Annotated in this window: 20 protein-coding genes and 1 tRNA gene; 15 read left to right on the forward strand and 6 right to left on the reverse strand. The window is 72.3% G+C overall.

From position 1 onward, the window contains the following. Nucleotides 1–47: 47 nt before the first annotated feature. Nucleotides 48–683, reverse strand: a complete 636-nt coding sequence (gene upp, locus SYYSPA8_RS20155; RefSeq protein ID WP_323448627.1) for a uracil phosphoribosyltransferase — start codon at nucleotides 681–683, stop codon at nucleotides 48–50. Nucleotides 684–755: 72 nt separating this feature from the next. Here upp and SYYSPA8_RS20160 point away from each other — a divergent pair, with 72 nt between their 5' ends. The 10 genes from SYYSPA8_RS20160 to SYYSPA8_RS20205 all read left to right on the forward strand — a co-directional run bounded on the left by SYYSPA8_RS20160 (nucleotide 756) and on the right by SYYSPA8_RS20205 (nucleotide 8,547). Further along, nucleotides 756–1,013: a hypothetical protein gene (locus tag SYYSPA8_RS20160; RefSeq protein ID WP_407706044.1), complete on the forward strand. Its 258-nt coding sequence runs from the start codon at nucleotides 756–758 to the stop codon at nucleotides 1,011–1,013. Nucleotides 1,014–1,198: 185 nt separating this feature from the next. Continuing rightward, nucleotides 1,199–1,747, forward strand: a complete 549-nt coding sequence (locus tag SYYSPA8_RS20165) for a tRNA adenosine deaminase-associated protein (protein ID WP_323448628.1) — start codon at nucleotides 1,199–1,201, stop codon at nucleotides 1,745–1,747. Nucleotides 1,748–1,856: 109 nt separating this feature from the next. After that, nucleotides 1,857–2,285: a tRNA adenosine(34) deaminase TadA gene (gene tadA / locus SYYSPA8_RS20170; protein ID WP_323448822.1), complete on the forward strand. Its 429-nt coding sequence runs from the start codon at nucleotides 1,857–1,859 to the stop codon at nucleotides 2,283–2,285. Between the two features lie 101 nt (nucleotides 2,286–2,386). Continuing rightward, a tRNA-Ser gene (locus tag SYYSPA8_RS20175) sits at nucleotides 2,387–2,471 on the forward strand. 299 nt (nucleotides 2,472–2,770) lie between these two features. After that, nucleotides 2,771–4,276: an AAA family ATPase gene (locus tag SYYSPA8_RS20180; protein WP_323448629.1), complete on the forward strand. Its 1,506-nt coding sequence runs from the start codon at nucleotides 2,771–2,773 to the stop codon at nucleotides 4,274–4,276. A gap of 190 nt (nucleotides 4,277–4,466) precedes the next feature. After that, nucleotides 4,467–5,162, forward strand: coding sequence for a hypothetical protein (locus SYYSPA8_RS20185; protein ID WP_323448630.1), 696 nt, complete (start codon nucleotides 4,467–4,469; stop codon nucleotides 5,160–5,162). A gap of 404 nt (nucleotides 5,163–5,566) precedes the next feature. Beyond that, on the forward strand, nucleotides 5,567–5,731 hold the full coding sequence (locus SYYSPA8_RS20190) for a hypothetical protein (protein ID WP_323448631.1): 165 nt from the start codon (nucleotides 5,567–5,569) through the stop codon (nucleotides 5,729–5,731). 60 nt (nucleotides 5,732–5,791) lie between these two features. Next, the gene (locus tag SYYSPA8_RS20195) at nucleotides 5,792–6,085 is read left to right on the forward strand and encodes a Dabb family protein (protein ID WP_323448632.1); all 294 of its coding nucleotides are present in this window, start codon (nucleotides 5,792–5,794) and stop codon (nucleotides 6,083–6,085) included. Between the two features lie 296 nt (nucleotides 6,086–6,381). Next, nucleotides 6,382–7,425 (forward strand): RNA polymerase sigma factor SigF, encoded by a 1,044-nt coding sequence (locus tag SYYSPA8_RS20200; RefSeq protein WP_323448633.1) that lies wholly within the window; start codon nucleotides 6,382–6,384, stop codon nucleotides 7,423–7,425. Between the two features lie 237 nt (nucleotides 7,426–7,662). Then, nucleotides 7,663–8,547 carry an RNA polymerase sigma factor SigF gene (locus tag SYYSPA8_RS20205; RefSeq protein ID WP_323448634.1) on the forward strand — a complete coding sequence of 295 codons (885 nt, stop codon included), beginning with the start codon at nucleotides 7,663–7,665 and terminating at the stop codon, nucleotides 8,545–8,547. Between the two features lie 144 nt (nucleotides 8,548–8,691). Here the strand turns inward: SYYSPA8_RS20205 and SYYSPA8_RS20210 are convergent, their stop codons facing one another. Then, nucleotides 8,692–8,913: a hypothetical protein gene (locus SYYSPA8_RS20210; protein ID WP_323448635.1), complete on the reverse strand. Its 222-nt coding sequence runs from the start codon at nucleotides 8,911–8,913 to the stop codon at nucleotides 8,692–8,694. Nucleotides 8,914–9,105: 192 nt separating this feature from the next. Between SYYSPA8_RS20210 and SYYSPA8_RS20215 the strand changes: the two genes are divergently transcribed. From SYYSPA8_RS20215 to SYYSPA8_RS20230, 4 genes are all read left to right on the forward strand, one after another. Then, nucleotides 9,106–9,564 carry a MarR family winged helix-turn-helix transcriptional regulator gene (locus SYYSPA8_RS20215; protein WP_323448636.1) on the forward strand — a complete coding sequence of 153 codons (459 nt, stop codon included), beginning with the start codon at nucleotides 9,106–9,108 and terminating at the stop codon, nucleotides 9,562–9,564. A 145-nt stretch (nucleotides 9,565–9,709) separates the two neighbouring features. Further along, nucleotides 9,710–11,284: an MDR family MFS transporter gene (locus SYYSPA8_RS20220; protein WP_323448823.1), complete on the forward strand. Its 1,575-nt coding sequence runs from the start codon at nucleotides 9,710–9,712 to the stop codon at nucleotides 11,282–11,284. Between the two features lie 85 nt (nucleotides 11,285–11,369). Then, nucleotides 11,370–11,840: a PPOX class F420-dependent oxidoreductase gene (locus tag SYYSPA8_RS20225; RefSeq protein ID WP_323448637.1), complete on the forward strand. Its 471-nt coding sequence runs from the start codon at nucleotides 11,370–11,372 to the stop codon at nucleotides 11,838–11,840. Between the two features lie 807 nt (nucleotides 11,841–12,647). Further along, nucleotides 12,648–13,742, forward strand: coding sequence for an endonuclease/exonuclease/phosphatase family protein (locus SYYSPA8_RS20230; RefSeq protein WP_407706038.1), 1,095 nt, complete (start codon nucleotides 12,648–12,650; stop codon nucleotides 13,740–13,742). A 17-nt stretch (nucleotides 13,743–13,759) separates the two neighbouring features. On the opposite strand, the gene SYYSPA8_RS20235 is transcribed toward SYYSPA8_RS20230, so the two are convergent. Both SYYSPA8_RS20235 and SYYSPA8_RS20240 read right to left on the reverse strand, forming a co-directional pair. Continuing rightward, on the reverse strand, nucleotides 13,760–14,146 hold the full coding sequence (locus SYYSPA8_RS20235; protein WP_323448638.1) for an RNA-binding S4 domain-containing protein: 387 nt from the start codon (nucleotides 14,144–14,146) through the stop codon (nucleotides 13,760–13,762). Between the two features lie 90 nt (nucleotides 14,147–14,236). Continuing rightward, nucleotides 14,237–16,306 carry a PhoX family protein gene (locus SYYSPA8_RS20240; protein WP_323448639.1) on the reverse strand — a complete coding sequence of 690 codons (2,070 nt, stop codon included), beginning with the start codon at nucleotides 16,304–16,306 and terminating at the stop codon, nucleotides 14,237–14,239. Nucleotides 16,307–16,707: 401 nt separating this feature from the next. Between SYYSPA8_RS20240 and SYYSPA8_RS20245 the strand changes: the two genes are divergently transcribed. After that, nucleotides 16,708–19,113: a VWA domain-containing protein gene (locus SYYSPA8_RS20245; RefSeq protein ID WP_323448640.1), complete on the forward strand. Its 2,406-nt coding sequence runs from the start codon at nucleotides 16,708–16,710 to the stop codon at nucleotides 19,111–19,113. Here the strand turns inward: SYYSPA8_RS20245 and SYYSPA8_RS20250 are convergent. Both SYYSPA8_RS20250 and SYYSPA8_RS20255 read right to left on the reverse strand, forming a co-directional pair. After that, entirely contained in the window at nucleotides 19,110–20,282 is a 1,173-nt protein-coding gene (locus SYYSPA8_RS20250; protein WP_323448825.1) for a sensor histidine kinase, read from the reverse strand. The genes SYYSPA8_RS20245 and SYYSPA8_RS20250 overlap by 4 nt on opposite strands. Before the next feature lie 26 nt (nucleotides 20,283–20,308). Continuing rightward, the gene (locus tag SYYSPA8_RS20255; protein WP_323448641.1) at nucleotides 20,309–20,962 is read right to left on the reverse strand and encodes a response regulator transcription factor; all 654 of its coding nucleotides are present in this window, start codon (nucleotides 20,960–20,962) and stop codon (nucleotides 20,309–20,311) included. Nucleotides 20,963–21,009 lie beyond the last annotated feature (47 nt).

Genomic DNA, 21,009 nt, shown 5'->3' on the forward strand with positions numbered 1-21,009 from the left:
GCACAGGCCCGGGCCCGGACCGCTCATTCCGCTGATCGAACGTCTGTCTACTCGGCCGTGCCGTACATCCGGTCACCGGCGTCACCGAGGCCGGGCACGATGTACCCGTGCTCGTTCAGCCGCTCGTCCACGGCGGCGGTGACCACGGTCACGGGCGCACCCGCGAGTTCCCGCTCCATCACCTCGACGCCCTCCGGCGCCGCCAGCAGCACGACGGCCGTCACATCGTCCGCGCCGCGCCGGATCAGCTCCCGGATCGCCGCGACCAGCGTGCCGCCGGTCGCCAGCATCGGGTCCAGCACATAGACCTGGCGGCCGGACAGGTCCTCCGGCATCCGGGTGGCGTACGTGGACGCCTCCAGGGTCTCCTCGTTGCGGATCATCCCCAGGAAGCCGACCTCGGCGGTGGGCAGCAGCCGCACCATCCCGTCGAGCATGCCCAGGCCGGCCCGGAGGATCGGCACCACCAGCGGGCGCGGGTGCGACAGCTTGACGCCGGTGGTCCGCACCACCGGGGTGTCGATGTCCACCTGCTCGGTGCGCACGTCCCGGGTCGCCTCGTACGCGAGGAGGGTGACCAGTTCGTCGGCGAGCCGCCGGAAGGTCGGGGAGTCGGTGCGCCGGTCGCGCAGCGTGGTGAGTTTGTGCGCCACCAGCGGGTGGTCGACGACATGGATCCGCATGACGTCAACACTAGCCCGGCTCGCTTCAACGGGGCCTCCGGAGGGAAGGTGGAGGCAAACGTCAGCCATGGGGTGGTGAGGCCGGTGCCGGAACCCGAGCATCCCGAGCAGAAACGCGATGAGGAGCAACACGCCGTGGAACGCGCCCTGGAAGGCCCGGCGGCCGAGGGTGGGAACGAGAGCGACGACGACGCCGAGCGCAGAAGGCGCCGGGCGCAGTTCCTCCGAGAGCTGAACGAGGCGAAGGCCCTCCGGGAGAGGGTGCAGCCCCGCCGGGCGCGCGCGGCGAGAATGCGCCAGCAGATGCGTATGCGCACCTTCCGCTGGTGAGCCGGAGCGGCGCGGGCCCGGGCGGCGTTTACGTTGAGGCGTGAAAGGCCCAGTTGAGAACTGATGGACGACGCAACGACGGAAGACCTCTCGCAAAGCGCCGGTTTCTGCCACGATTCCGAGTGGGCGGGGCACGCACCTGGGCTCCGTCAGTCGTCACACCTCTGATCAGTGGGAGAGTCACGGTGTACTTCGCCGCACTGCTCGCGCGCACTCAAGACGGGTGGGAAGCGAGCGACACAGAGCTAGACGATGTGGAGACCCTGTCGGATCTGGCCGATCTGGCCCGGGAGGCCTCGCCGGACGAGGACACGGTGCTCGTCTTCATCGAGCAGGAGGACGCCTGGTTCGGCATCGTCCGGATCGAGGGCGAGGAGGATCCTCGTATCTATGTCTCCAACGGGGCCGCGGCGGCGCGTTCCTCGTACGGGGAGATGCTCACCCATGAACTGCTCGGCGGGGACGAGGACGACCCGGCCGAGGATCTGGACGCACTGGACCTCGACGGCACGGAGGACGGGGAGCCGGCCGGGAACGACGACGACAGCGACCAGGACCGGGACCATGACCCGGCCGCCGACCCGGGGGCGGCGCCCGCGGGCCCGGTGGGCGACCGTCATATCCTGGCCGACCTGGGCATGACGGAGAGGGAGCTGCTGGCACTGGACACCGACGCCCTGGGAGAGATCGCGGACGCCCTGGGCGCGTCGGACGTACTGGAGACCGTCCGTTAGGGTCGTCCGTCCGGATCGTGCCGGGCCCGGCACGTCCGTTCGGGAAGACAGCGGCGACGGAAGCGGTACGGCAGTGACAGATCCGGTACGGGAGCCGTGGGCGGCGCCGATGCGCCTCGCCCTGGCCGAGGCCGAGCGGGCGGCGCTGTCCGGCGATGTGCCGGTCGGCGCCGTCGTGCTGGCCCCCGACGGCACGACGCTCGCGACCGGCCACAACGAACGGGAGCTGACCGGCGACCCCACCGCCCACGCGGAGGTCCTGGCGATCCGCCGCGCCGCCGCCCGGACCGGCGGCTGGCGGCTGACCGACTGCACGCTGGTGGTCACCCTGGAGCCGTGCACGATGTGCGCGGGGACGATCACCCAGTCCCGGGTGGGCCGGGTCGTCTTCGGCGCGCGCGACGAGAAGGCGGGCGCGGTGGGCTCGCTCTGGGACGTGGTCCGCGACCGCCGGCTGAACCACCGGCCCGAGGTGATCGCCGGCGTCCTGGAAGAGGAGTGCGCGAAGGCTCTGACGGCCTTCTTCCGCACCCGCTGAGCCCTGCCAGGACGGCTCCGCCGCCGCCTCCCGGCCCTCTTCCGGGCATCTCCCGGATATGGATTTCGGCGCAGGGGCCACCTTGGGCTAAGCTCTCTCCCGGTAGCGTGTCCGAGCGGCCGAAGGAGCTCGCCTCGAAAGCGAGTGTGGCGCAAGTCACCGAGGGTTCAAATCCCTCCGCTACCGCTTCTAACACCCCTCTGATCTGCGGAGACGCGATCAGGGGGGTGTTTTGCGCATGGCCCCCGTTTTCCCCTCCACCGACGTGACCCGACGGCCGTCCCGCCTCCTCTGCTCCCTTTGTTCACGGACGAGGCCGGTACCGCACCCGGATGGATCACCTTCTGCGGTCGGTCACCGGAAGGCGCCTACAGCGCCAGGCTCACAGCCCGCCGACCTTGGGCAGCATTGATGAACTCCAGTGTGACGGAATCTGTCGAAGTAGACTTATACAGAATCCGTCTAGTCGATGTACTGGAGGTCCGGTGAAGAGCAACCTGCTGGCCAAGCCGGATGATGTCGTGGACCGGGACCGGGAGTGGGCTCTGCTCACCGAGTTCCTTGCTGATCCGGATCCCGCGATGCGGCTCGGCATCGTGTCCGGGCGGCGGCGGTACGGGAAGTCGTACCTGTTGCAGGCCCTGTCCGAGCGGGTCGGCGGTCTGTACGTGACGGCGGTCCGGGAGGAGGGGCGACTGCCCGCGATCCACCGGTTCAGTGACGCGATCGCCGCCCACGCCGGCCTGCGGTCGGGGAGCCTGCGGCTGACGGACTGGCGCGATGTGCTGTCCAACGCCCTTGATGTGACGGCCCGCTCGCCGCACCCACTGCTGGTGATCGACGAGCTGCCGTATCTGCTCCAGCACTCACCTGAGATTCCTGGGCTGCTTCAGCAGCTCTACGACGAGCGTCAGCGCGGGACCCGGCCCGGGGCCGGACCCGGGCCGCGCCTGGTCCTGTGCGGCTCCGCGATGAGCGTCATGCACGAACTGCTCTCGGGGACGAAACCACTGCGCGGCCGGGCTGTCGTCGACTTGCGCCTCGGCCCCTTCGGCTACCGGGACAGCCGGGCCTTCTGGCAGATCGAAGACCCGCTGACCGCGCTGAAAGTGCACGCGGTCCTCGGCGGGGCGCCCGGCTACCGGCCGGTGGCCGCCCGTCCGCACCCTGACGACGGGTTCGACGGGTGGCTCACCCGAACGCTCCTCGACCCGGGCCGGGCGGTGCACTCGCGCACCGAGACCGAGTACCTGCTGCGTGAGGATCCGAGGATCACCCAGCACACGCTGTACTACGACATCCTCACCGCGATCGCGAACGGGGCCACCACCCCCAGCAAGATCGGTGCGGCTCTGGAACGCCCGCGCACTGCCGTCGCGCACCCGCTCGGCGTACTGGAGTCCACCGGCTACATCCAGCGGGAACAGGACATCCTCCGCGCCCGGCATCCGATCATCACCCTTGCCGACCCGGTCATCCGCTTCAACCAGCTGATCACCCTGCCGCAGGCAGCCGCCGTGGAGCAGGGCTTCGCCGAGCAGGTGTGGCAGCAGGCCGCTCCGACCTTCAACTCCAAGATCCTCGGGCCGCATTTCGAGGACCTGGCCCGCGACTTCACCCGCCGTTACGCCCACACCCTCCTGCCCGGTGGACTGACCGGCCCGGTGGGCACGACCGAGGTCGCCGACCAGGCCGCCCGGACCAAACACGAGGTCGATGTCATCGCCCTGGCCGCCGGTGAGCGTCCACAGGCACCCCGGGCGAGGATCGCGCTCCTCGGCGAGGCCAAGGCGACCGCCGCCCGCCGGGGGACCGGCGACCTACAGCGCCTGGAACACATCCGCACCCTCCTTGCCGAGCAGGGGTACGACATCGACGGCACCACTCTGGCCCTGTACTCCCTGCACGGCTTCTCTCCCGATCTGGCCGAGCTCGCCGCCCAGCGCGACGATGTCCTCCTGGTCGATCTGCCTGCCCTCTACGGAGGGTGACACCTCCGCTCCCCTTTCTAAAAGCCCACTCTGACCTGGTAAAACAAGCGTGTCGGCCGGTTGTCGTCCGCCGATTCGCCCAGCTCCCGGGGACAGAGGCCACCTCCGTGGGCCCCGCGGCCGAGGGCCGACGGCGGGGTCGTCGTCATCGGAGCGGGCCGACAAACCGACAGGACGACGGGGGAAGCGGATGAGGTCACGTATCACCGGAAGAGCGATGACCGGCGCGGTGGCGGCGGGGGTCGCGGGCCTGGTGCTGGTGCTGGTGGGGTGTCAGGGCGGGGACGGGGAAGCGGCGCCCCGGAAGGAGAGCGCGCCCCGGAAGGAGGCCGCCGCGGTGGTCTCGGCGTCCCCGGCGGTCTGTGCCGATGGGGTCGTCCGCTGGAGCGAGGTGCGGCAGAAGCCACGGCTGGTGGCCTTCTCGGAGCCCGTCGAGGACACCCCGGAGCGGAAGGGCACGTTCGTCGCGTACGCGTTCACCCCCGTCGAGGATGTGCGCTCGGCCGTGACGGTGGACGCGCCCGTGGACACCGAGAGGTTGCTGACCTCATTGGAGGAGCGGCTGCGAACCGGCGGGAACGCCCTGGCCCGGCCCGGGGCGAAGGTGGGTCTGCCCGGGGACGAGCAGGACTCCGGGGGGTCGAAGTTCACGGTCGAGTTCACCGGCAGCGGCAAGGAGTTCGCCTCCGGTGTGGGAGTGACGGCCGTCGAGGCCGGCTTCACCTACGAGTGCGACGGCGCGGCGCCGGTGCGCGGCACGGTCGCGACCTGGCACAAGCGCTCCACCGTGCTGCTCGAATGCGGGGTCGTCCCGCCTGCGTCGCGTGCGCACGCGACGGCGGCGTACCGCATGGCCTGCGGGGGCCGGGCGGCCGCCCGGGGCTGAGCGGGTCCGCAGACGAAGGAGCCCCGTCCGGTGAGGGGGACGGGGCTCCTTCGGGTCAGGGCGGGGGAAGCGGCGCGGTGGCCGCTCCCCCCGGCGTGGGAGACCTCTCCACAAGCCCATTTCCGCAGTCGGGGGTACATACGGAAGCTGGGCCCCGCAGCGTGGGTCCGGTCCCCGGTCCGCCGGGCTCCTGCCAGATCCCCGCGGACTTCGCCTCCCATCGTGCTCCCCCGGAGGCCTCGGTACGGGCGGCGAACGGCCCCCTTCCCCGGGCCCTTGGTCCTTAAAGGCTCGGTTAGACTTCCGCGACTCTCCGGGGTCCCGCCGGGATCGGGGAGCGGCAGGGGCCGGCGAGACCAGCGGGACAGCGGGGACAGCAGGGACAGCGGGGAGGACGCACATCCATGGCGCAGGCGAAGAAGGTGGCGGTCTATGTCGTGGGGGCCTTCCTCCTCTATATCGTGATCACCGCCCCGGACAAGGCGGCGGACCTGGTCCAGATAGGCTTCGAGGGCATATCCAGCGCCGCGAAGAGCGTCGGCGACTTCCTGTCCGAGCTGGTCGAATAGGCCCGGACGAGCCCGCCCCGGGCCCCGGCGACCGGCCGGGCCACGACCGAGGAGTGTCCCTTGATCCGTCATCTGGTCCTCTTCAAGCTGAATGACGGCGTCGCCCGGGACGAGCCCCGTGTGGCCGCCGGCGTGCGGGCCTTCGAGGAACTGGACGGACTCGTACCCGAACTGGAGTTCTGGGAGTGCGCCTGGAACATCAGCGACCGGCCCATCGCCTATGACTTCGCGATCAACTCGGCCGTCGCCGACCGGGAGGCGCTGACGCGCTATCTCCAGCACCCCGCCCACCAGGCCGCCGCCGAGCGCTGGCGCGAGTTCGCCACCTGGGTGATCGCCGACTACGAGGTCTGAGCCGCACACCCTCGCCTCGTCCCCTCGCCGCCGCACCCTCTCGTCGCCGCACCCTCTCGTCGCACGTCAGTACGTACGCACACACGTCCCTGCTCCGTACATGCGTACGAAGTTCGGCCGGATGGAGCACCCCGGGACCCCTCGCCCTCAGGGCGGGGGGTCCTTTTGCGTCGGGACCTCAACTTGCCTACAACACGGTGTTATCGGGTGCTTGCACACAGTGGACATGTCTTGTGATGCTATGACCGCTTTTGATGGATGAGTTCCGCTGATGACCGCAAAGGGGTGGCGTGACCGTGCCGGCCAGTACCGCGCCTGAAGCGCTGCCCCAGAACGAGCGCCCGGACGAGCAGCCCGCCACCGCCACCGTCACCCCCGCCCGGCGGAACGGCAAGGACGATACGGACGACACCCCGGACGAGGCCGCCACGGACCCCCCGGAGGGCGCAGCCGGGGCCGCGGCGGGCGCGGAGAGTGCGGCGGGCGCAGGCGAGGAGGCGGACGGCGAGCCGCCGGGGGACGGGGACGAGAGCGGGAACGGGGACGGAGACGGGGACAGCGGCGCACGGCCCGGGGGCCGGGGGGCCGACACCCGTGCCCTCACCCAGGTGCTCTTCGCCGAGCTGAAGCAGCTCGAACCGGGGACCCCCGAGCACACCCGGGTGCGGGGCGCCCTGATCGAGGCGAATCTGCCGCTGGTGCGGTACGCGGCGGCCCGGTTCCGCAGCCGCAACGAGCCCATGGAGGACGTGGTCCAGGTCGGCACGATCGGTCTGATCAACGCGATCGACCGCTTCGATCCGGACCGGGGCGTCCAGTTCCCGACCTTCGCCATGCCCACCGTCGTCGGCGAGATCAAACGCTACTTTCGCGACAACGTCCGTACCGTCCACGTACCCCGCCGACTCCATGAACTGTGGGTCCAGGTCAACGGCGCGACCGAGGATCTGACCACGGCGCATGGCCGGATCCCGACCACCGCCGAGATCGCCGAGCGGCTGCGCATCGGCGAGGACGAGGTGCTCGCGTGCATCGAGGCCGGGCGTTCCTATCACGCCACCTCGCTGGAGGCCGCGCAGGAGGGCGACGGGCTGCCCGGCCTGCTCGACCGGCTCGGTTACGAGGACCCCGCGCTGGCCGGCGTCGAGCACCGTGACCTCGTCCGTCATCTGCTCGTGCAACTGCCCGAGCGGGAGCAACGGATTCTCATGCTCCGCTACTACAGCAATCTGACGCAGTCACAGATCAGCCAGGAACTGGGGGTCTCCCAGATGCATGTGTCAAGACTGTTGGCCCGCAGCTTCGCCCGATTGCGATCCGCAAACAGGATCGAAGCGTAGCCGGAACGGGTAGACCGAGAAGGGGCGGACAGCTGGGGACGGAACGTCCCGCACCCCCCGCACGCTGCGGCGTTTCTCCAGGACAGTGTCGACTTATCTCTTCGACGTGTTGCCGACATGTGACATTCTGCGGAAGACGCGTTTGCCGCAGCCTTGTGGCCGGTATTTCAGGTGCAGGCTGCGTTCCTCCGTTGGTCGCGGCCACCCGCGACCGTACGCGACCTCAAAGGGGGTGGCATGTCCGAAGAACAGGGCAGCTCGAAGGTGCTCACGCTCTCGCCCGTACCGACTGGCACGGTGCCGATCACGTCCGGCGGCCCGGAGGCCGCCCTCGACACCCGGACCCTCTCCCGCTCCCTGTTCCTGCGGCTGCGCGCACTGGACGCCGAGGCGGCCCCGGGCCCGGACGGCCCCGTCGCCAGCCCGGAACGCACCTATGTGCGGGACACCCTGATCGAGCTGAACCTGCCCCTGGTGCGCTACGCGGCGGCCCGTTTCCGCAGCCGCAACGAGCCCATGGAGGACATCGTCCAGGTCGGCACGATCGGCCTGATCAAGGCGATCGACCGCTTCGACTGCGAACGCGGCGTGGAGTTCCCGACCTTCGCCATGCCGACCGTCGTCGGCGAGATCAAGCGCTTCTTCCGGGACACCTCCTGGTCGGTGCGGGTGCCGCGCCGGCTCCAGGAGCTGCGGCTCGCGCTCACCAAGGCCAGTGACGAGCTGGCGCAGCGCCTGGACCGCTCGCCGACCGTGCCCGAACTCGCCGCCGTGCTGGGCGTGTCGGAGGAGGACGTCGTCGACGGGCTCGCCGTCGGCAACGCGTACACGGCGTCCTCGCTGGACTCCCCCTCCCCGGAGGACGACGGCGGCGAGGGCTCGCTCGCGGACCGGCTGGGGTACGAGGACACGGCCCTGGAGGGCGTGGAGTACCGCGAGTCGCTGAAGCCGCTGCTGGCCAAACTGCCGCCCAGGGAGCGGCAGATCATCATGCTGCGCTTCTTCGCCAACATGACGCAGTCGCAGATCGGCGAGGAGGTCGGCATCTCGCAGATGCACGTCTCCCGGCTGCTGACCCGTACGCTCGCGCAGCTGCGGGACGGGCTGCTGATCTCCGACTGAGCGGGCCGGGCCGACCGGGTCTCCCCCGGTTGCCGCGCGGTCTGACCGGGTCGCGGTGACGGCGCTCCGCCTCGGCGGGGCGCCGTCCGCGTGTGGATGGATGCGTACGGACCCGTACGGGCAGCCGGCGGGTGTGGCCGTGGGTTACGCGAACGCCAGCCAGGCCACCGCGCCGAGGACGACGATCCCCGCGATGACGCCGGCGATCAGTCCGACCCGGGGGCCGGCCGGTGCGGGGGCCGACCTGCGGCCACCGCCGCCCTGGGGCGCTCCCTCGTCGACGAACGCGCGGAACATCTGGGTGCTGCCGGCGGGGTCGTGGCCCTGCGGGTGCCCGCCCTGGGGGGCATGGGGGTTGTGTGCCATGGGGCACGACCCTAGCGAACCCCGGAAGGCGGCCCAACTCGGGTCGGCCCGGGCGCCGGTGGCACCGCGCCCCGCCCCCGTCGCCGCCACCCCTCGCCATTAATTTGCTTACAGCAACCATCTACCTCTATCGTGCAATCTATCGTTGCCCTAAGCAATGATTTTTCGCTGTCGTTCTCCGGGGGGACCCACGTGGCCGCACCGAGCCTGTACGCGGAGCTGGCCCGTCAGCTCAGTTCGATCGGCGCCCTGCGGCGCGGTCTCGCCCGTTCGCTGCCGGTCGAGTGCCCCTCCGGGCCGTCCGCCGTGCTGGCCCTCCTCGGCCGCCACGGCGAGCTGCGGCTGAGCCGGCTCGCCGAGCTGCTGGCCGTCGACACCTCGGTCTCCAGCCGGCATGTCACCCATGTCGTCGAACGGGGCTGGGTGGAGCGGGCCCCCGACCCCCACGACCGGCGGTCCCGCATCCTGCGGCTGACCCCGGCGGGCCGGGGGATGCTCACCGAACTGCACGGGCGGACCACCGAACTCTTCGCCCGCAATCTCCATGACTGGACCGATGACGAGGTCGGCGAGCTGATCACGATGCTCGCCCGGCTGCGCGACTCCTTCGGGGACTGCCGCACGCTCCCCCTCGACGGACCCGAGAGCTGAACCCGAGAGCTGAAGGAGACCCACCCCGATGGCCTCGACCCCATCCGCCGACGGAGCCGTGAGCGGTTCCGGCGGTGCCGCCGCTTCCCCCCTTTCCACCGGACCCGCCGCTTCCGCCGACGACGCCACGTCCCCCGCGCCCCCGATGACGCACCGCCAGATCATGAAGGCGCTCTCCGGGCTGCTGCTCGGCATGTTCGTCGCCATGCTCTCGTCCACGATCGTCTCCAACGCCCTGCCGCAGATGATCAACGATCTCGGCGGCGGGCAGAGCGCGTACACCTGGGTGGTCACGGCCGCGCTGCTGGCGATGACGGCGACCACCCCGCTCTGGGGGAAGCTCGCCGATCTCTTCAGCAAGAAGCTGCTGGTGCAGATATCCCTGCTGATCTACATAGCCGGTTCGGTGGTGGCGGGGCTCGCGCAGTCCACCGGCATGCTGATCGCCTGCCGGGTGGTCCAGGGCATCGGCGTCGGCGGACTCACCGCCCTCTCCCAGGTGATCATGGCCGCGATGATCGCGCCCCGCGAGCGCGGCCGCTACAGCGGCTACCTCGGGGCGACCTTCGCGGTCGCGACGGTCGGCGGGCCGGTCCTCGGCGGCCTCGTCACGGACACCGACTGGCTGGGCTGGCGCTGGTGCTTCTACATCGGGGTGCCGTTCGCGGCGATCGCGCTGGTCGTGTTGCAGCGGACGCTCGACCTGCCGGTGATCAAGCGCCGGGTGAAGGTCGACTGGACGGGCGCGGTGCTGCTCAGCGCGGCGGTCTCGCTGCTGCTGATCTGGGTCACCTTCGCGGGTGACCGCTACGACTGGATCTCCTGGCACACGGCCGCCATGGTCGCCGGCTCGGTGCTCCTCGGCGCCGCGTTCCTGGTCACCGAGACCAGGGCGAGCGAGCCGATCATCCCGCTGCGGCTGTTCCGGAACCGGACCATCGCGCTGTCGTCGCTGGCCTCGCTCTTCGTCGGCGTGGCGATGTTCGCGGGCACGGTCTTCTTCAGCCAGTACTTCCAGCTGGCCCGGGGCCTCTCGCCGACGATGTCGGGGCTGATGACCATCCCGATGATCGCGGGGCTCTTCCTCTCCTCGACCGTCTCCGGATGGATCATCACCCGTACGGGCCGCTGGAAGGTCTGGCTGGTCGGCGGCGGGGTGCTGCTGACGGCCGGTCTGTCGCTGCTGGGCGGGATCCGGTACGACACGGAGTACTGGCAGCTCGCCGCCTCCATGGCGGTGATGGGGCTCGGGCTCGGCATGATGATGCAGAACCTGGTGCTGTGCACCCAGAACCAGGTCTCCGCGCGGGACCTGGGTGCCGCCTCCTCGATGGTGGTCTTCTTCCGTTCGCTGGGCGGCGCGATCGGCGTCTCCGCGCTGGGGGCGGTCCTCGCGACGAGGGTCGGCGGCCATGTCGAGGACGGGCTCGCCGAGCTGGGTCCCGAGGGGACGGCCCTGGTGCAGTCCGGCGCCGGCGGCGGAGGGATCCCGGACATGGCCGCGCTGCCGGAGCCGCTGCGGACGGTGACGGAGGCGGCGTACGGGCACGGGGTCGCGGACGTCTTCCTCTACTCCGCGCCGTTCGCGCTGGTCGCGCTGGTGGTGACCCTCTTCATCAAGGAGGTCGCGCTGAAGAACGACACCGGCGACGACAGCGGGGACCGGGAAGCCGGCCTCCCGTCCGGTGCCGCACGGGAGACAGCGGCCAGGGGTTCCTGAACGCCCGGTCTTTCTGGCCAGATAACCTGCGCCGGAGCCGTGCGCTCCGCTGCCGGGGGCGAGGCCCGGCGTTAGGCTGCGGCCCATGTCACCCCACATCGCCACCAACACCACGGTGGACCTCGACGCGTTGCTGGAGTTCGTCCGCCCGCGCCACCGGGCGATCCTGCTGACCACCCGGGCGGACGGCAGCCCGCAGGGCTCCCCGCTGACCTGCGGCGTCGATGACTCGGGCCGGATCGTGATCTCCACGTACCCGGCACGGGCGAAGACCCGCAACGCCCGCCGGGAGCCCCGGGTGAGCGTGATCGTGCTCTCCGACGAGTGGGACGGGCCCTGGGTGCAGATCGACGGCGACGCGGAGGTCATCGACGCACCGGAGTCGGTCGAACCGCTCGTGGAGTACTTCCGGGTGATCGCCGGGGAGCACCCGGACTGGGCCGAGTACCGGGAGGCCATGGTCCGGCAGGGGAAGTCCCTGATCCGGGTCACACCGAGGCGTTGGGGGCCGGTGGCGACGGGCGGGTTCCCGGCGGGGTCGGGGGACGGCGGCTGAGGCCGGGGTACGGCGCGCAGGCCCCTGCACCCTCCGCCCGTACGGGCGTTCCCCGGCGCACCGTCCTGACCACCCCACGGGACGTGCCGTTTCTTCGCTGAGCGCGGTGTACTCCCGGGCGTCGTGCGCGGCGAAGACCCTGATCAGACCGGGGGCGGTACGGCGCAGCTCCCGCGAGCCCCCCGCGTCCCGCACCACTGACTCGGGCCGGGTCGACCCGCGCAAGTCGAGCCTCGTGGGGGTCCCCCCGGGGCTGAATTGCTCGGGTCGTCGTCGGGGGCCAGCCCCCGAGGCCCCCGCGCCTCAATCGCCGGCGAGGCTGGTTTTTGCTCGGGTCGACGGCGAGGCGGGATTTGTGCGGCCTGTTCCGGGCCCGGGTGGTGGTGCGGGTTGGCGGGGCCTCCGGGCTCACCTCCTCGGGGTCGGCGAGCGTACTCACCAGGTCCGGTGCGGGCGAGCCTCCGCCGATCCCCTGCGGGGGCGACCCTGCACCCCCGCCCACGGAGTCAGCGGAGGTGGCCGGTACCCCAGGCGGGGGAAAGAAAGGCGCGGGACCCCGTACCGACACGGGCCGGACAGCCGGGACCCCGGACGAGCGCACCCCACCCGCATCGACGCGGGCCGACAGGGTGGAACTCCCGACGAGCGCGACGTCCTCGTATCGACGCGGGCGGGTAGCGCGAGGCCGGGCTCGTACAGGTGTGGGGCGGGGCGCCACCCGAGTTATCCACAGGGGCGCGGGGGCGCGGGCGGAATCGGCGAGACTGGTGTGCGAAGAGGTCGTACGCGGCGGGTGCGTACGGTGTCGTGACGTCGTTTCAGCCGGAGGCTGCCGTGGACCGCTCCCCCACCATCGAGGACACCGGGCCGGAGGCCGCGCCCGGGCCGGGGCCGGGGGCGTCCCGGACCGAGGAGCAGGTGCGGGCCGCGCTGCGGTGGCGGTCGCGGCGGGCGCGGGTGGCGTCCTGGTTCGCGGGGCTGCTGCTCGTCGTGCCCACCGTGGTCGTGGCCTGCCGGGCGGCCGACACGGACGGGGTCACGCCCGTGCCGCAGCTGCTGGCCTTCCTGCCCTGGCTGCTCGTGCCCGCCGGGGTCGCGCTGGTGCTGGCGTTGCTCGCCCGGTGGCGGGTGGGGCTGGTGTGGTCGGTGGTGGTGCTGGCGGTCACGGCGTGGTTCGTCCGGCCGTACGACACCGGTCTCGCGGACGAGCCCTCAGGGCGGACCCTGGCCCGTATCGACGTGCTCACGTCCAATGTGGAGTACGGGCAGGGCACGGACGCCCTCGTCGCGACGGTCGAGCGGGAGCGGCCCGATCTGGTCTTCGTCCAGGAGTGCGATGTGCCCTGCGCGCGGGCTCTCGGTGGGCGGCTCTCCCGCGCGGAGTATCCGCACCGCGAGGTGGTGGAGGGGTACGGCGCGGACGGCTCGGCGATCCTCAGCAGGTATCCGCTGCGGAAGGCGCCCGGTATCGAGGGCAGTCTCGCCATGCCGGCGGCGGTCGCCGAGATCGCGGGCCGTGAGGTGCGGGTGCAGCTGGTGCATCCGCTGCCGCCGATCCCCGGCATGGTGGGGGACTGGCGCCGCGAGCTGGACCGCATACGGGACCGGGTCGCCGGGATGAAGGACACCCCGGCGATCGTCGCCGGCGACTTCAACGCGACCCCCGACCACGCCGGGTTCCGCCGCATCCTGGACGCGGGCGATCTGCGCAGCAGCGCCACCCTCGCCGGGGCGTCCCGGACCCCGTCCTGGCCGTCGATGGTCGGCCGGCCGCTCGGCGCGCAGATCGACCATGTGCTGGTCAGCCCGGACTTCTCGGTCCGCTCCGCCCGCTTCCTGGAGCTGGCCGACACCGACCACCGCGCGCTGCTGGTCCGGCTGGACCTGCACGACGGGCGGTGACCGGGGTGAGGGGCGGCTCAGCGCGGGTGCTGCTGGAGCCGCTCCAGCTCGCGGCGGTCCCGCTTGGTCGGGCGGCCGGCGCCCCGGTCCCGGACGGCGACCGGCGCGGCGAACTCCCTCGGCGGGGGCGGCGGGCTGTTGTCGACGTAGCACTCGGCGGCGGCCGGAGCCCCCACCCGCTTGCTGATGACCTTGGTGACGGCGACGATCCGCTCCCGGCCCGCGTGAAAGACACGGACCTGGTCACCGGGCTTGACGGTCTGCGACGCCTTGACGCGGGTGCCGTTGACCCGGACATGCCCGGCCTTGCAGGCCGCCGACGCCTGGGACCGGCTCTTCGTCAGCCGCACCGACCAGATCCAGGAGTCGACCCGTACCGGCTCCGCTGTCCCTTCGTTGCTCATGCTCCCGACTGTAAGGCCCCGGCGCGGCCCGGTGGCGGGGAATTTCCGGGTGGGCCGCGCCGGGGGGTCAGGGGGAGCGAAGGGGGAGTGTCAGACGCCGATGTCCCGGCCGTCCCGGCGCCAGACCGCGACCACGGCGGGGCGGACCAGCCGGCCGGGGCCGTCCGGCCAGGTGCTCGCGGGCTTCTCCACCGAGGCCCCGTCCACCTCGCCCGGGTGCTGGACCGCGACCAGCACCCGGCGCTCCTGGATGACCGGACCGCAGGTCTCCGCCCCCGTCGGCACGGTCAGGAACTGCTTCAGCTCACCGCGCCGCTCCCCGTGGGTCGCCACCCCGAAGAGGCCGTCGTGCGAGCCCAGCTTGTTGCCGTCCGTGGAGATCCACAGATTGCCGTGCGGGTCGAAGGCGACATTGTCCGGGCAGGAGATGGGGCTGACCTTCTCCTTCGGGAAGCCGGCGAAGTACGTCGAGGGGTCCTTCGGGTCGCCCGCGACCAGGAAGAGCCGCCAGGCGAACCCGTCGGACGTGGGGTCGTCCCAGTTCTCCGCCAGTTCCAGGATCTGGCCGTGCTTGTTCGCATTGCGCGGGTTGGCCTCGTCCGCGCCGGGCTTGCCCGGCTTGCCCCGGTCGGTGTTGTTGGTCAGCGCGACATAGACCCGGCCGGTGCGCGGCGAGGGCTCCACGTCCTCGGGGCGGTCCATCTTGGTCGCCCCGACCTTGTCGGCGGCGGCGCGCGTGAACACGTACACCTCGTCCGCCGTCATCCCCGGCACATGCGACACATCGCCGGTCGCCAGCGGGATCCACACCCCCGAGCCGTCGAACTCGCCGTCGGCCGGGAGCCGGCCCGAGCCGTCGACCTCCTGCGGGCTGTCGCCCGACAGCTTCGCCACGTACAGCGTGCCCTCGTCCAGCAGGGTGCGGTTGTGCTCCCGGGCGGCCCGCGAGTCACCGCGCTTCATCCGGCGGGACGACACGAACTTGTAGAAGTAGTCAAAGCGTTCGTCGTCGCCCATGTAGACCACCGGACGGCCGTCGTCGGTGAGGCGCGGCTGCGCCGCCTCGTGCTTGAACCGGCCCAGCGCCGTCCGCTTGCGGGGGGTCCAGTCCGGGTCGTACGGGTCCAGCTCGACCACCCAGCCGAAGCGGTGCGACTCGTTCGGCTCCCGCGCCACGTCGAAGCGCTTGTCGAACCGCTCCCACTTGCGCTCCGACGCCCCCGCACCGATGCCGTAGCGCCGGTCGGTGGCGCTGGAGCCGTTCGCGAAGTACTGGTTGAAGTTCTCCTCGCCGTGGAGCGTCGTCCCCCACGGGGTCTCCCCGCCGGCGCAGTTGTTGAGGGTGCCCAGCACCCGCGTTCCCGTCGGATCGGCCGACGTCCGCAGCAGCGGGCTGCCCGCCGCCGGACCCGTCACCTTGAAGAGGCTGGTCGCCGTGAGCCGCCGGTTGAGACGGTGCCGGGGCACCGGGGTGAGCCGGCCCGACCGGTGCTCCTCCTGGACGACCACAACGGACAGGCCGTGCGCCGCCCACGCGATCTCCACCTGCTCCCGCGTCGGGTTCTCCGGGTCGTACCCCCGGAACATCAGCACCTCGTCGGTGTACTCGTGATTGGCGACGAGGACCTGGCGGCCGCGCTCGCCCCGCAGCGGGAGCAGGGAGAGGAAGTCGTTGTTGTAGCCGAACTGGCCCGCCTGCGCCCTGGCCGACTGCCGGTCCGGATGGAACGCGGGTGCTCCCCGCAGAATCGGGTCGCCCCAGCGGATCACCACGTCCTGGGTATAGCCGGCGGGGACGGTGACCTTGTCGTCCGTGTTCGGCGCGACCGGCGAGAAGCGCAGGCCACGGGCTCCGTCCGGGCCCGGGTGGCGACCGTGGCCCCGACCACCGTGGGTGACGGGCGCCGCGACCGCCTCGCCCGCCCCGGGGCCGCCCAGGACACCCGTGGTGCCCGCCGCGGCCGCGACCGTCACGACAGCGGCGGCGCGCACCATCGAACGGCGCGAGAGGGCACGGGCGATGATGTCGCCCGCGTACTCGTTGTCACTGGTGTTGGGCACCTCCTGGAAGCAGGCGTCACCGCAGCGGTAGCGGCAGGTGAGCGCGGAACGCCCGCCCGCGTGCGGGGTGGTGCTCAGCAGCGGCAGCAGTCTGCGCACGTGGTCCTCCTCCGGCGCGCTCCGCGCCGACAGTCTGTCGGAATCTCTCCGAGCGAGACGTTAGGGGTGAACCCGGGCGAAGTGGCGGACGCGGGATGAACGGCGAATGAATCCCCGGATGAGGTGGGGGTTCCCGGCCCACGGGGTGTCGGACGCGGCCCGGGGGAGAGCCCCACAGGGGGTGTCGGGCGGAGCATTGTCCGGCGGTGCGCGTGACGGTGTGTGCGACGCGGAACGTCCGTCGGGCACGGCCGGAGCCGGGCGGGCCGCCCCTGCGGGGGATTGCGACGGGTGGCGGCTAACCTTACGTGTCCGCCCTGGCCAGGACACACCACGGAGAACCTGGTGCAAGTGCGGAGAAAACTCCACACAGCACACAACTCATGCGAAAGGCCTAGCACATGGGCATTCGGAGCTTGCTGCGCAAGGTATTCGGCCGCGATCGTTCGGAGTCCACAGAGGCGGGGGCGGCCCCCTCCGTACCGCCCCAGTCGTCCGAGCGCGCCGAACCCGCCGCCCGCACGGAACCGGCGGCCCCGGCCGAGGCGGCACCGGAGCCGGCGGAGTCATCGGCGGATGCCCCGGCGAAGTCCACGGTGACGGCACCCGTGACGACCCCGGCGGCCCCGAGCGCGTCGGCCGCCGCACCGTCGGCGCCCTCGTCGCCGGCTTCGTCACCGGCCTCGCCCGAGGACCGGGCGGCGGACCTGGTGTCGGCCGCGTTCGACCGGCCCGAGGCCCGCCCGCGTACCGCGTCGGTGCCGGCCCAGGCCCGTACCGAGCCGTCCCCGGAGACCACCGACGAGCCGCAGGCCACGGTCCCGGCGCAGAAGGGCGCGTCCGAGGAGACCGCCGGGGGCGGCCCCGACAACCCGGCGACGGCGCCCGAGCCCGATACCGAGCCTGATACGAAGGTCGTCGCGGAGACGGCGACGCCCGAGCCCGAGGCCGAGCCCGAGGCCGAGCCCGCGCCTGCGCCCGCGCCGGTCGCGGAGGCCACTGTCGCGGAGACGGTGGCCGACACCGAAGTGCCGCCGGTCAACGAGGAGAAGACCGCTTCCCCCGAGGCACCGTCGGACGAGGCGTCCGGTGTGGGCGCCGAAGCGACCCCAGCAGCCGTGTCCGAACCGGCGCCGCAGGCCCTCACGGAGACGGAGAGCGACACCGGGGCTCCGGCGGCCGCCGCCGCGCCCGACGCAGAAGCGGAAGCAGAGGCGGACACCGACACCGCAGCGCCGTCGGCAACCGGTCCGGAGGCCGTCGCCCCCGAAGCCGAGACCCGTCTCGAAGCGGAGGCTGCTCCAGAGGCCAGCACGGAGCCGGAGGCCGAGACCGTTCAGGCAGCGGTCATGCCCGAAACGGAAATCGGCACCGGCACCGAACCCGACCGGGCACCCGAGCCCGACACGGACACCGTCCAGGCCGCTGTCGCGCCCGAGGCGGAGATCGGCACCGGCACCGAACCCACCGGCGCTCCCGCCTCCGACACCGAGACCGCCCAAGCAGCGGTAACGGCCGAGGCAGAGACCCACGCCGAGCCCGGCACCCGGGACGAGCAGGCCACGGACACCACCCTCGCGCCCCAGGCTCAGCCGCAGGTCGAAGCCAGCCTCACGTCCGAGCCGGACGCGGAGGCGGAACCGGAGACCGGGACCGGGACCGGGACCGCTCAGGCGACCGTCGATCCTGAGGCGGAGTCCAGCACCGAACCCGGCGCCCAGCCCGAGCCTGATGCAGAACCCGAGACCGAGGCTGAGACCGCCCAGGCCACCGTCACCCCCGAGACCGAGACCAGCACCGAGCCCGAGGCAGAACCGGAGACCGGGACCGGGACCGCCCAGGCGGCCGTGACGCCCGAGGCAGAGACCCACGCCGAGCCCGACGCCCGGGACGAATCAGACACGGACACCACCCCCGCGCCCCAGCCGCAGCCGCAGGCCGAAGCGGGCCCCACGTCCGAGCCCGACGCGGAACCGGAGAGCGGGACCGAGGCCGGGGCCGCTCAGGCGACCGTGACGGCCGAGGCACAGACCAGCACCGGCACCGCACCGCAGCCGCAGGCCGAAGTCCCGTCGGGCAGCGAGCCCACGCCGGACGCACCCGAAACCGGCTCCGGGACCGAGACCGTCCAGGATGTCGACGTCGAACCCGTCGCCGCAGCCGGTGTTCCCGACGCGCTCGTGGCGCGGCACGCCGCCGCCGGGGACGCGCTGAAGCGGAACGAGGTCCCGGGCGGGGCCGAGGCGCGGGTGTACCTCGTGCTCGACCGGTCCGGGTCGATGCGGCCGTACTACAAGGACGGCAGCGCCCAGGACCTCGGCGAGCGGGCGCTCGCCCTCGCCGCGCACCTCGGTGCGGAGCCCCGCGTCGACGTCGTGTTCTTCTCCACCGAGATCGACGGCACCGGTGAGCTGACCGCCGACGCCCACGAGGGCCGCGTCGACGAGCTGCACGCCTCGCTCGGGCGGATGGGCCGGACCAACTACCACCTCGCCGTCGAGGAGGTCGTGGCCCGCCACACCAAGGCCGCGCCCGGCACCCCCGCGCTGGTGATCTTCCAGACGGACGGTGCGCCCGAGTCGAAGACCGCCGCCACCGCCGCCCTCGCCGCGGCGGCCGAGGCCGAGCCCCGGATCCACTGGCGGTTCGTGGCCTTCGGCGAGCACGACGCCAAGGCGTTCGACTACCTCCGCAAGCTCTCCGCGCCCAACGCCGGCTTCTTCCACGCCGGCCCCGCGCCCCGTGGGCTCACGGACGCCGAGCTGTACGACGGGGTCCTCAGCGGTTGGCGGCCCCAGGCTCTTTAAAAGGGCCTGGACGGCAGCGCCACGGTGACGGCCAGGCCCCCCTGCGGGCCGGGCCCGGCCGTCACCCGGCCGTCGTGGGCCTCGGCGATCGAGCGGACGATCGACAGGCCGAGGCCGGAGCCGGACCCCGTGCGGTCCCGCCCCTCCCCCCGCCGGAACGGTTCGAACAGCGCCGGGATCTCCTCCTCGGAGATCACCGGACCGGTGTTCACCACGGTGAGGACCCCGCCCGTGACCTGGACGTCGACCGTCCCGCCGGGCACGTTGTAGGCCACGGCGTTGGCCACCAGATTCCCCACGAGACGGCCCAGCAGCTCCCGGTTGCCCCGGACCGTGCCGCCGCCGGGGGCCCTGTCCGCGCCCCTGGCCGTCACCCCATACCGCGCGGCCTCCTCCGCCGCGACCCGGCCCAGGTCGACGTCCTCCCGGTCGTCCTCGCCGGTGCCGAGTCCGCGTTCGCCGCGTGCCAGCGTCAGCAGCCCGTCGATCAGGCGCTCGCTGCGGCGGTTCGCCTCCAGCAGGATGTCCCGGGTCGCCGCGACGTCCTCCGGGCACCCGGGGTCGAGCCCCACCTGGATCGCGGCCCGCTGGGTGGCGAGCGGGGTGCGCAGCTCGTGGGAGGCGTTCGCGATGAACCGCCGCTGGCTGTCCATGGCGCCCTCCAGCCGGGCGAGGAGCGCGTCCAGGGTGTCCCCCAGCTCCTTCAGCTCGTCGTCGGGGCCGCTCACCGCGATCCGTTCGCCGAGATTCCGTTCGGAGAGCCGGCGGGCCCGCGCGGTCATCGTGTGGACGGGCCGCAGCACCCGGCCGGCGGTCCACCACCCCACGACCACCGCGCACAACGCCATGACCAGCAGCCCGGTGAAGGACCAGAAGAGCAGTTGCGCGGCGGCGGCGTCGCTGACGGTCGCGGTGATCCAGGTCGGGTCGCCGAACACCACCGGGGCCGAACCCACCACCACCGGGGCCGAACCCACCACCACCGAACCCGAATCCTCCGGTACGGACGCGGCACGGGCGATCTCGGCCGCGTCCTGGGCCGTGCCCGCGCTGGACAGCAGATACACCAGCGCCAGCAGCACCCCGCCGAGGACGAGGAAGACCGCCCCGTACACCAGCGCGATCCGCAGCCGGATCGTGGATCCGGGCCCCAGCCGGCCAGGACCCATGTGCGGCGGCCGCGACGAGCGGGGGCTCACAGCCGGTACCCCACACCCTGGACGGTGTCGATCAGCGCCGGCTCCCCCAGCTTCGCGCGCAGCTTGCTCATGCAGACCCGTACCGCCCCGGTGAAGGGGTCGGCGTGCGCGTCCCACGCCCGTTCCAGCAGTTCCTCCGCCGACACGGTCGCGCCGTCGGCCTCCAGCAGCAGCTGGAGCACGGAGAACTCCTTCGGCGACAGGCCCAGCTCCCGGCCGTCCCGCGCGGCGGTGCGCCGCGCCGTGTCCAGCCGTACGCCCCGGCGCTCCAGCAGCGGCGGCACCGGCCGGGCGCTGCGCCGGCGCAGGGCGCGGACCCGGGAGACCAGCTCGGGGAAGTCGAAGGGCTTGCCGAGGTAGTCGTCGGCGCCGAGGTCGAGGCCCCGCACCCGCTCCGCCGTGGCCGTCGCCGCCGTCAGCATCAGGATCCGGGTCCGCGCACCGGCGGCGACGAGGGCGCGGGCCACCTCGTCGCCGTGGACGCCGGGGAGGTCCCGGTCGAGGACGAGGACGTCGTAGTCGTACAGGTCCAGCCGCTCCAGCGCGTCGTCCCCCCGGTGGGTGGTGTCGACGGCGAAACCCGCCCGGCGCAGCCCGGTGGCGATCAGGCCGGCGAGCGCCCGTTCGTCCTCGGCGACCAGTACCCGCATCCGTCCGTCCTTCCCCGTACCCCTGAACCGTCCGCACCGCGTCCTCC

The sequence above is a fragment of the Streptomyces yaizuensis genome (genome assembly GCF_034961445.1).
Taxonomy (GTDB): domain Bacteria; phylum Actinomycetota; class Actinomycetes; order Streptomycetales; family Streptomycetaceae; genus Streptomyces; species Streptomyces yaizuensis.

Excerpts from the sequence above, each read along its gene's own strand:
- upp (WP_323448627.1), bottom strand. The coding sequence starts at position 683 with ATGCGGATCCATGTCGTCGACCACCCGCTGGTGGCGCACAAACTCACC.
- tadA (WP_323448822.1), top strand. The coding sequence starts at position 1,857 with ATGCGCCTCGCCCTGGCCGAGGCCGAGCGGGCGGCGCTGTCCGGCGAT.
- SYYSPA8_RS20185 (WP_323448630.1), top strand. The coding sequence starts at position 4,467 with ATGAGGTCACGTATCACCGGAAGAGCGATGACCGGCGCGGTGGCGGCG.
- SYYSPA8_RS20190 (WP_323448631.1), top strand. The coding sequence starts at position 5,567 with ATGGCGCAGGCGAAGAAGGTGGCGGTCTATGTCGTGGGGGCCTTCCTC.
- SYYSPA8_RS20205 (WP_323448634.1), top strand. The coding sequence starts at position 7,663 with ATGTCCGAAGAACAGGGCAGCTCGAAGGTGCTCACGCTCTCGCCCGTA.
- SYYSPA8_RS20210 (WP_323448635.1), bottom strand. The coding sequence starts at position 8,913 with ATGGCACACAACCCCCATGCCCCCCAGGGCGGGCACCCGCAGGGCCAC.
- SYYSPA8_RS20220 (WP_323448823.1), top strand. The coding sequence starts at position 9,710 with ATGACGCACCGCCAGATCATGAAGGCGCTCTCCGGGCTGCTGCTCGGC.
- SYYSPA8_RS20225 (WP_323448637.1), top strand. The coding sequence starts at position 11,370 with ATGTCACCCCACATCGCCACCAACACCACGGTGGACCTCGACGCGTTG.
- SYYSPA8_RS20235 (WP_323448638.1), bottom strand. The coding sequence starts at position 14,146 with ATGAGCAACGAAGGGACAGCGGAGCCGGTACGGGTCGACTCCTGGATC.
- SYYSPA8_RS20245 (WP_323448640.1), top strand. The coding sequence starts at position 16,708 with ATGGGCATTCGGAGCTTGCTGCGCAAGGTATTCGGCCGCGATCGTTCG.
- SYYSPA8_RS20250 (WP_323448825.1), bottom strand. The coding sequence starts at position 20,282 with ATGGGTCCTGGCCGGCTGGGGCCCGGATCCACGATCCGGCTGCGGATC.
- SYYSPA8_RS20255 (WP_323448641.1), bottom strand. The coding sequence starts at position 20,962 with ATGCGGGTACTGGTCGCCGAGGACGAACGGGCGCTCGCCGGCCTGATC.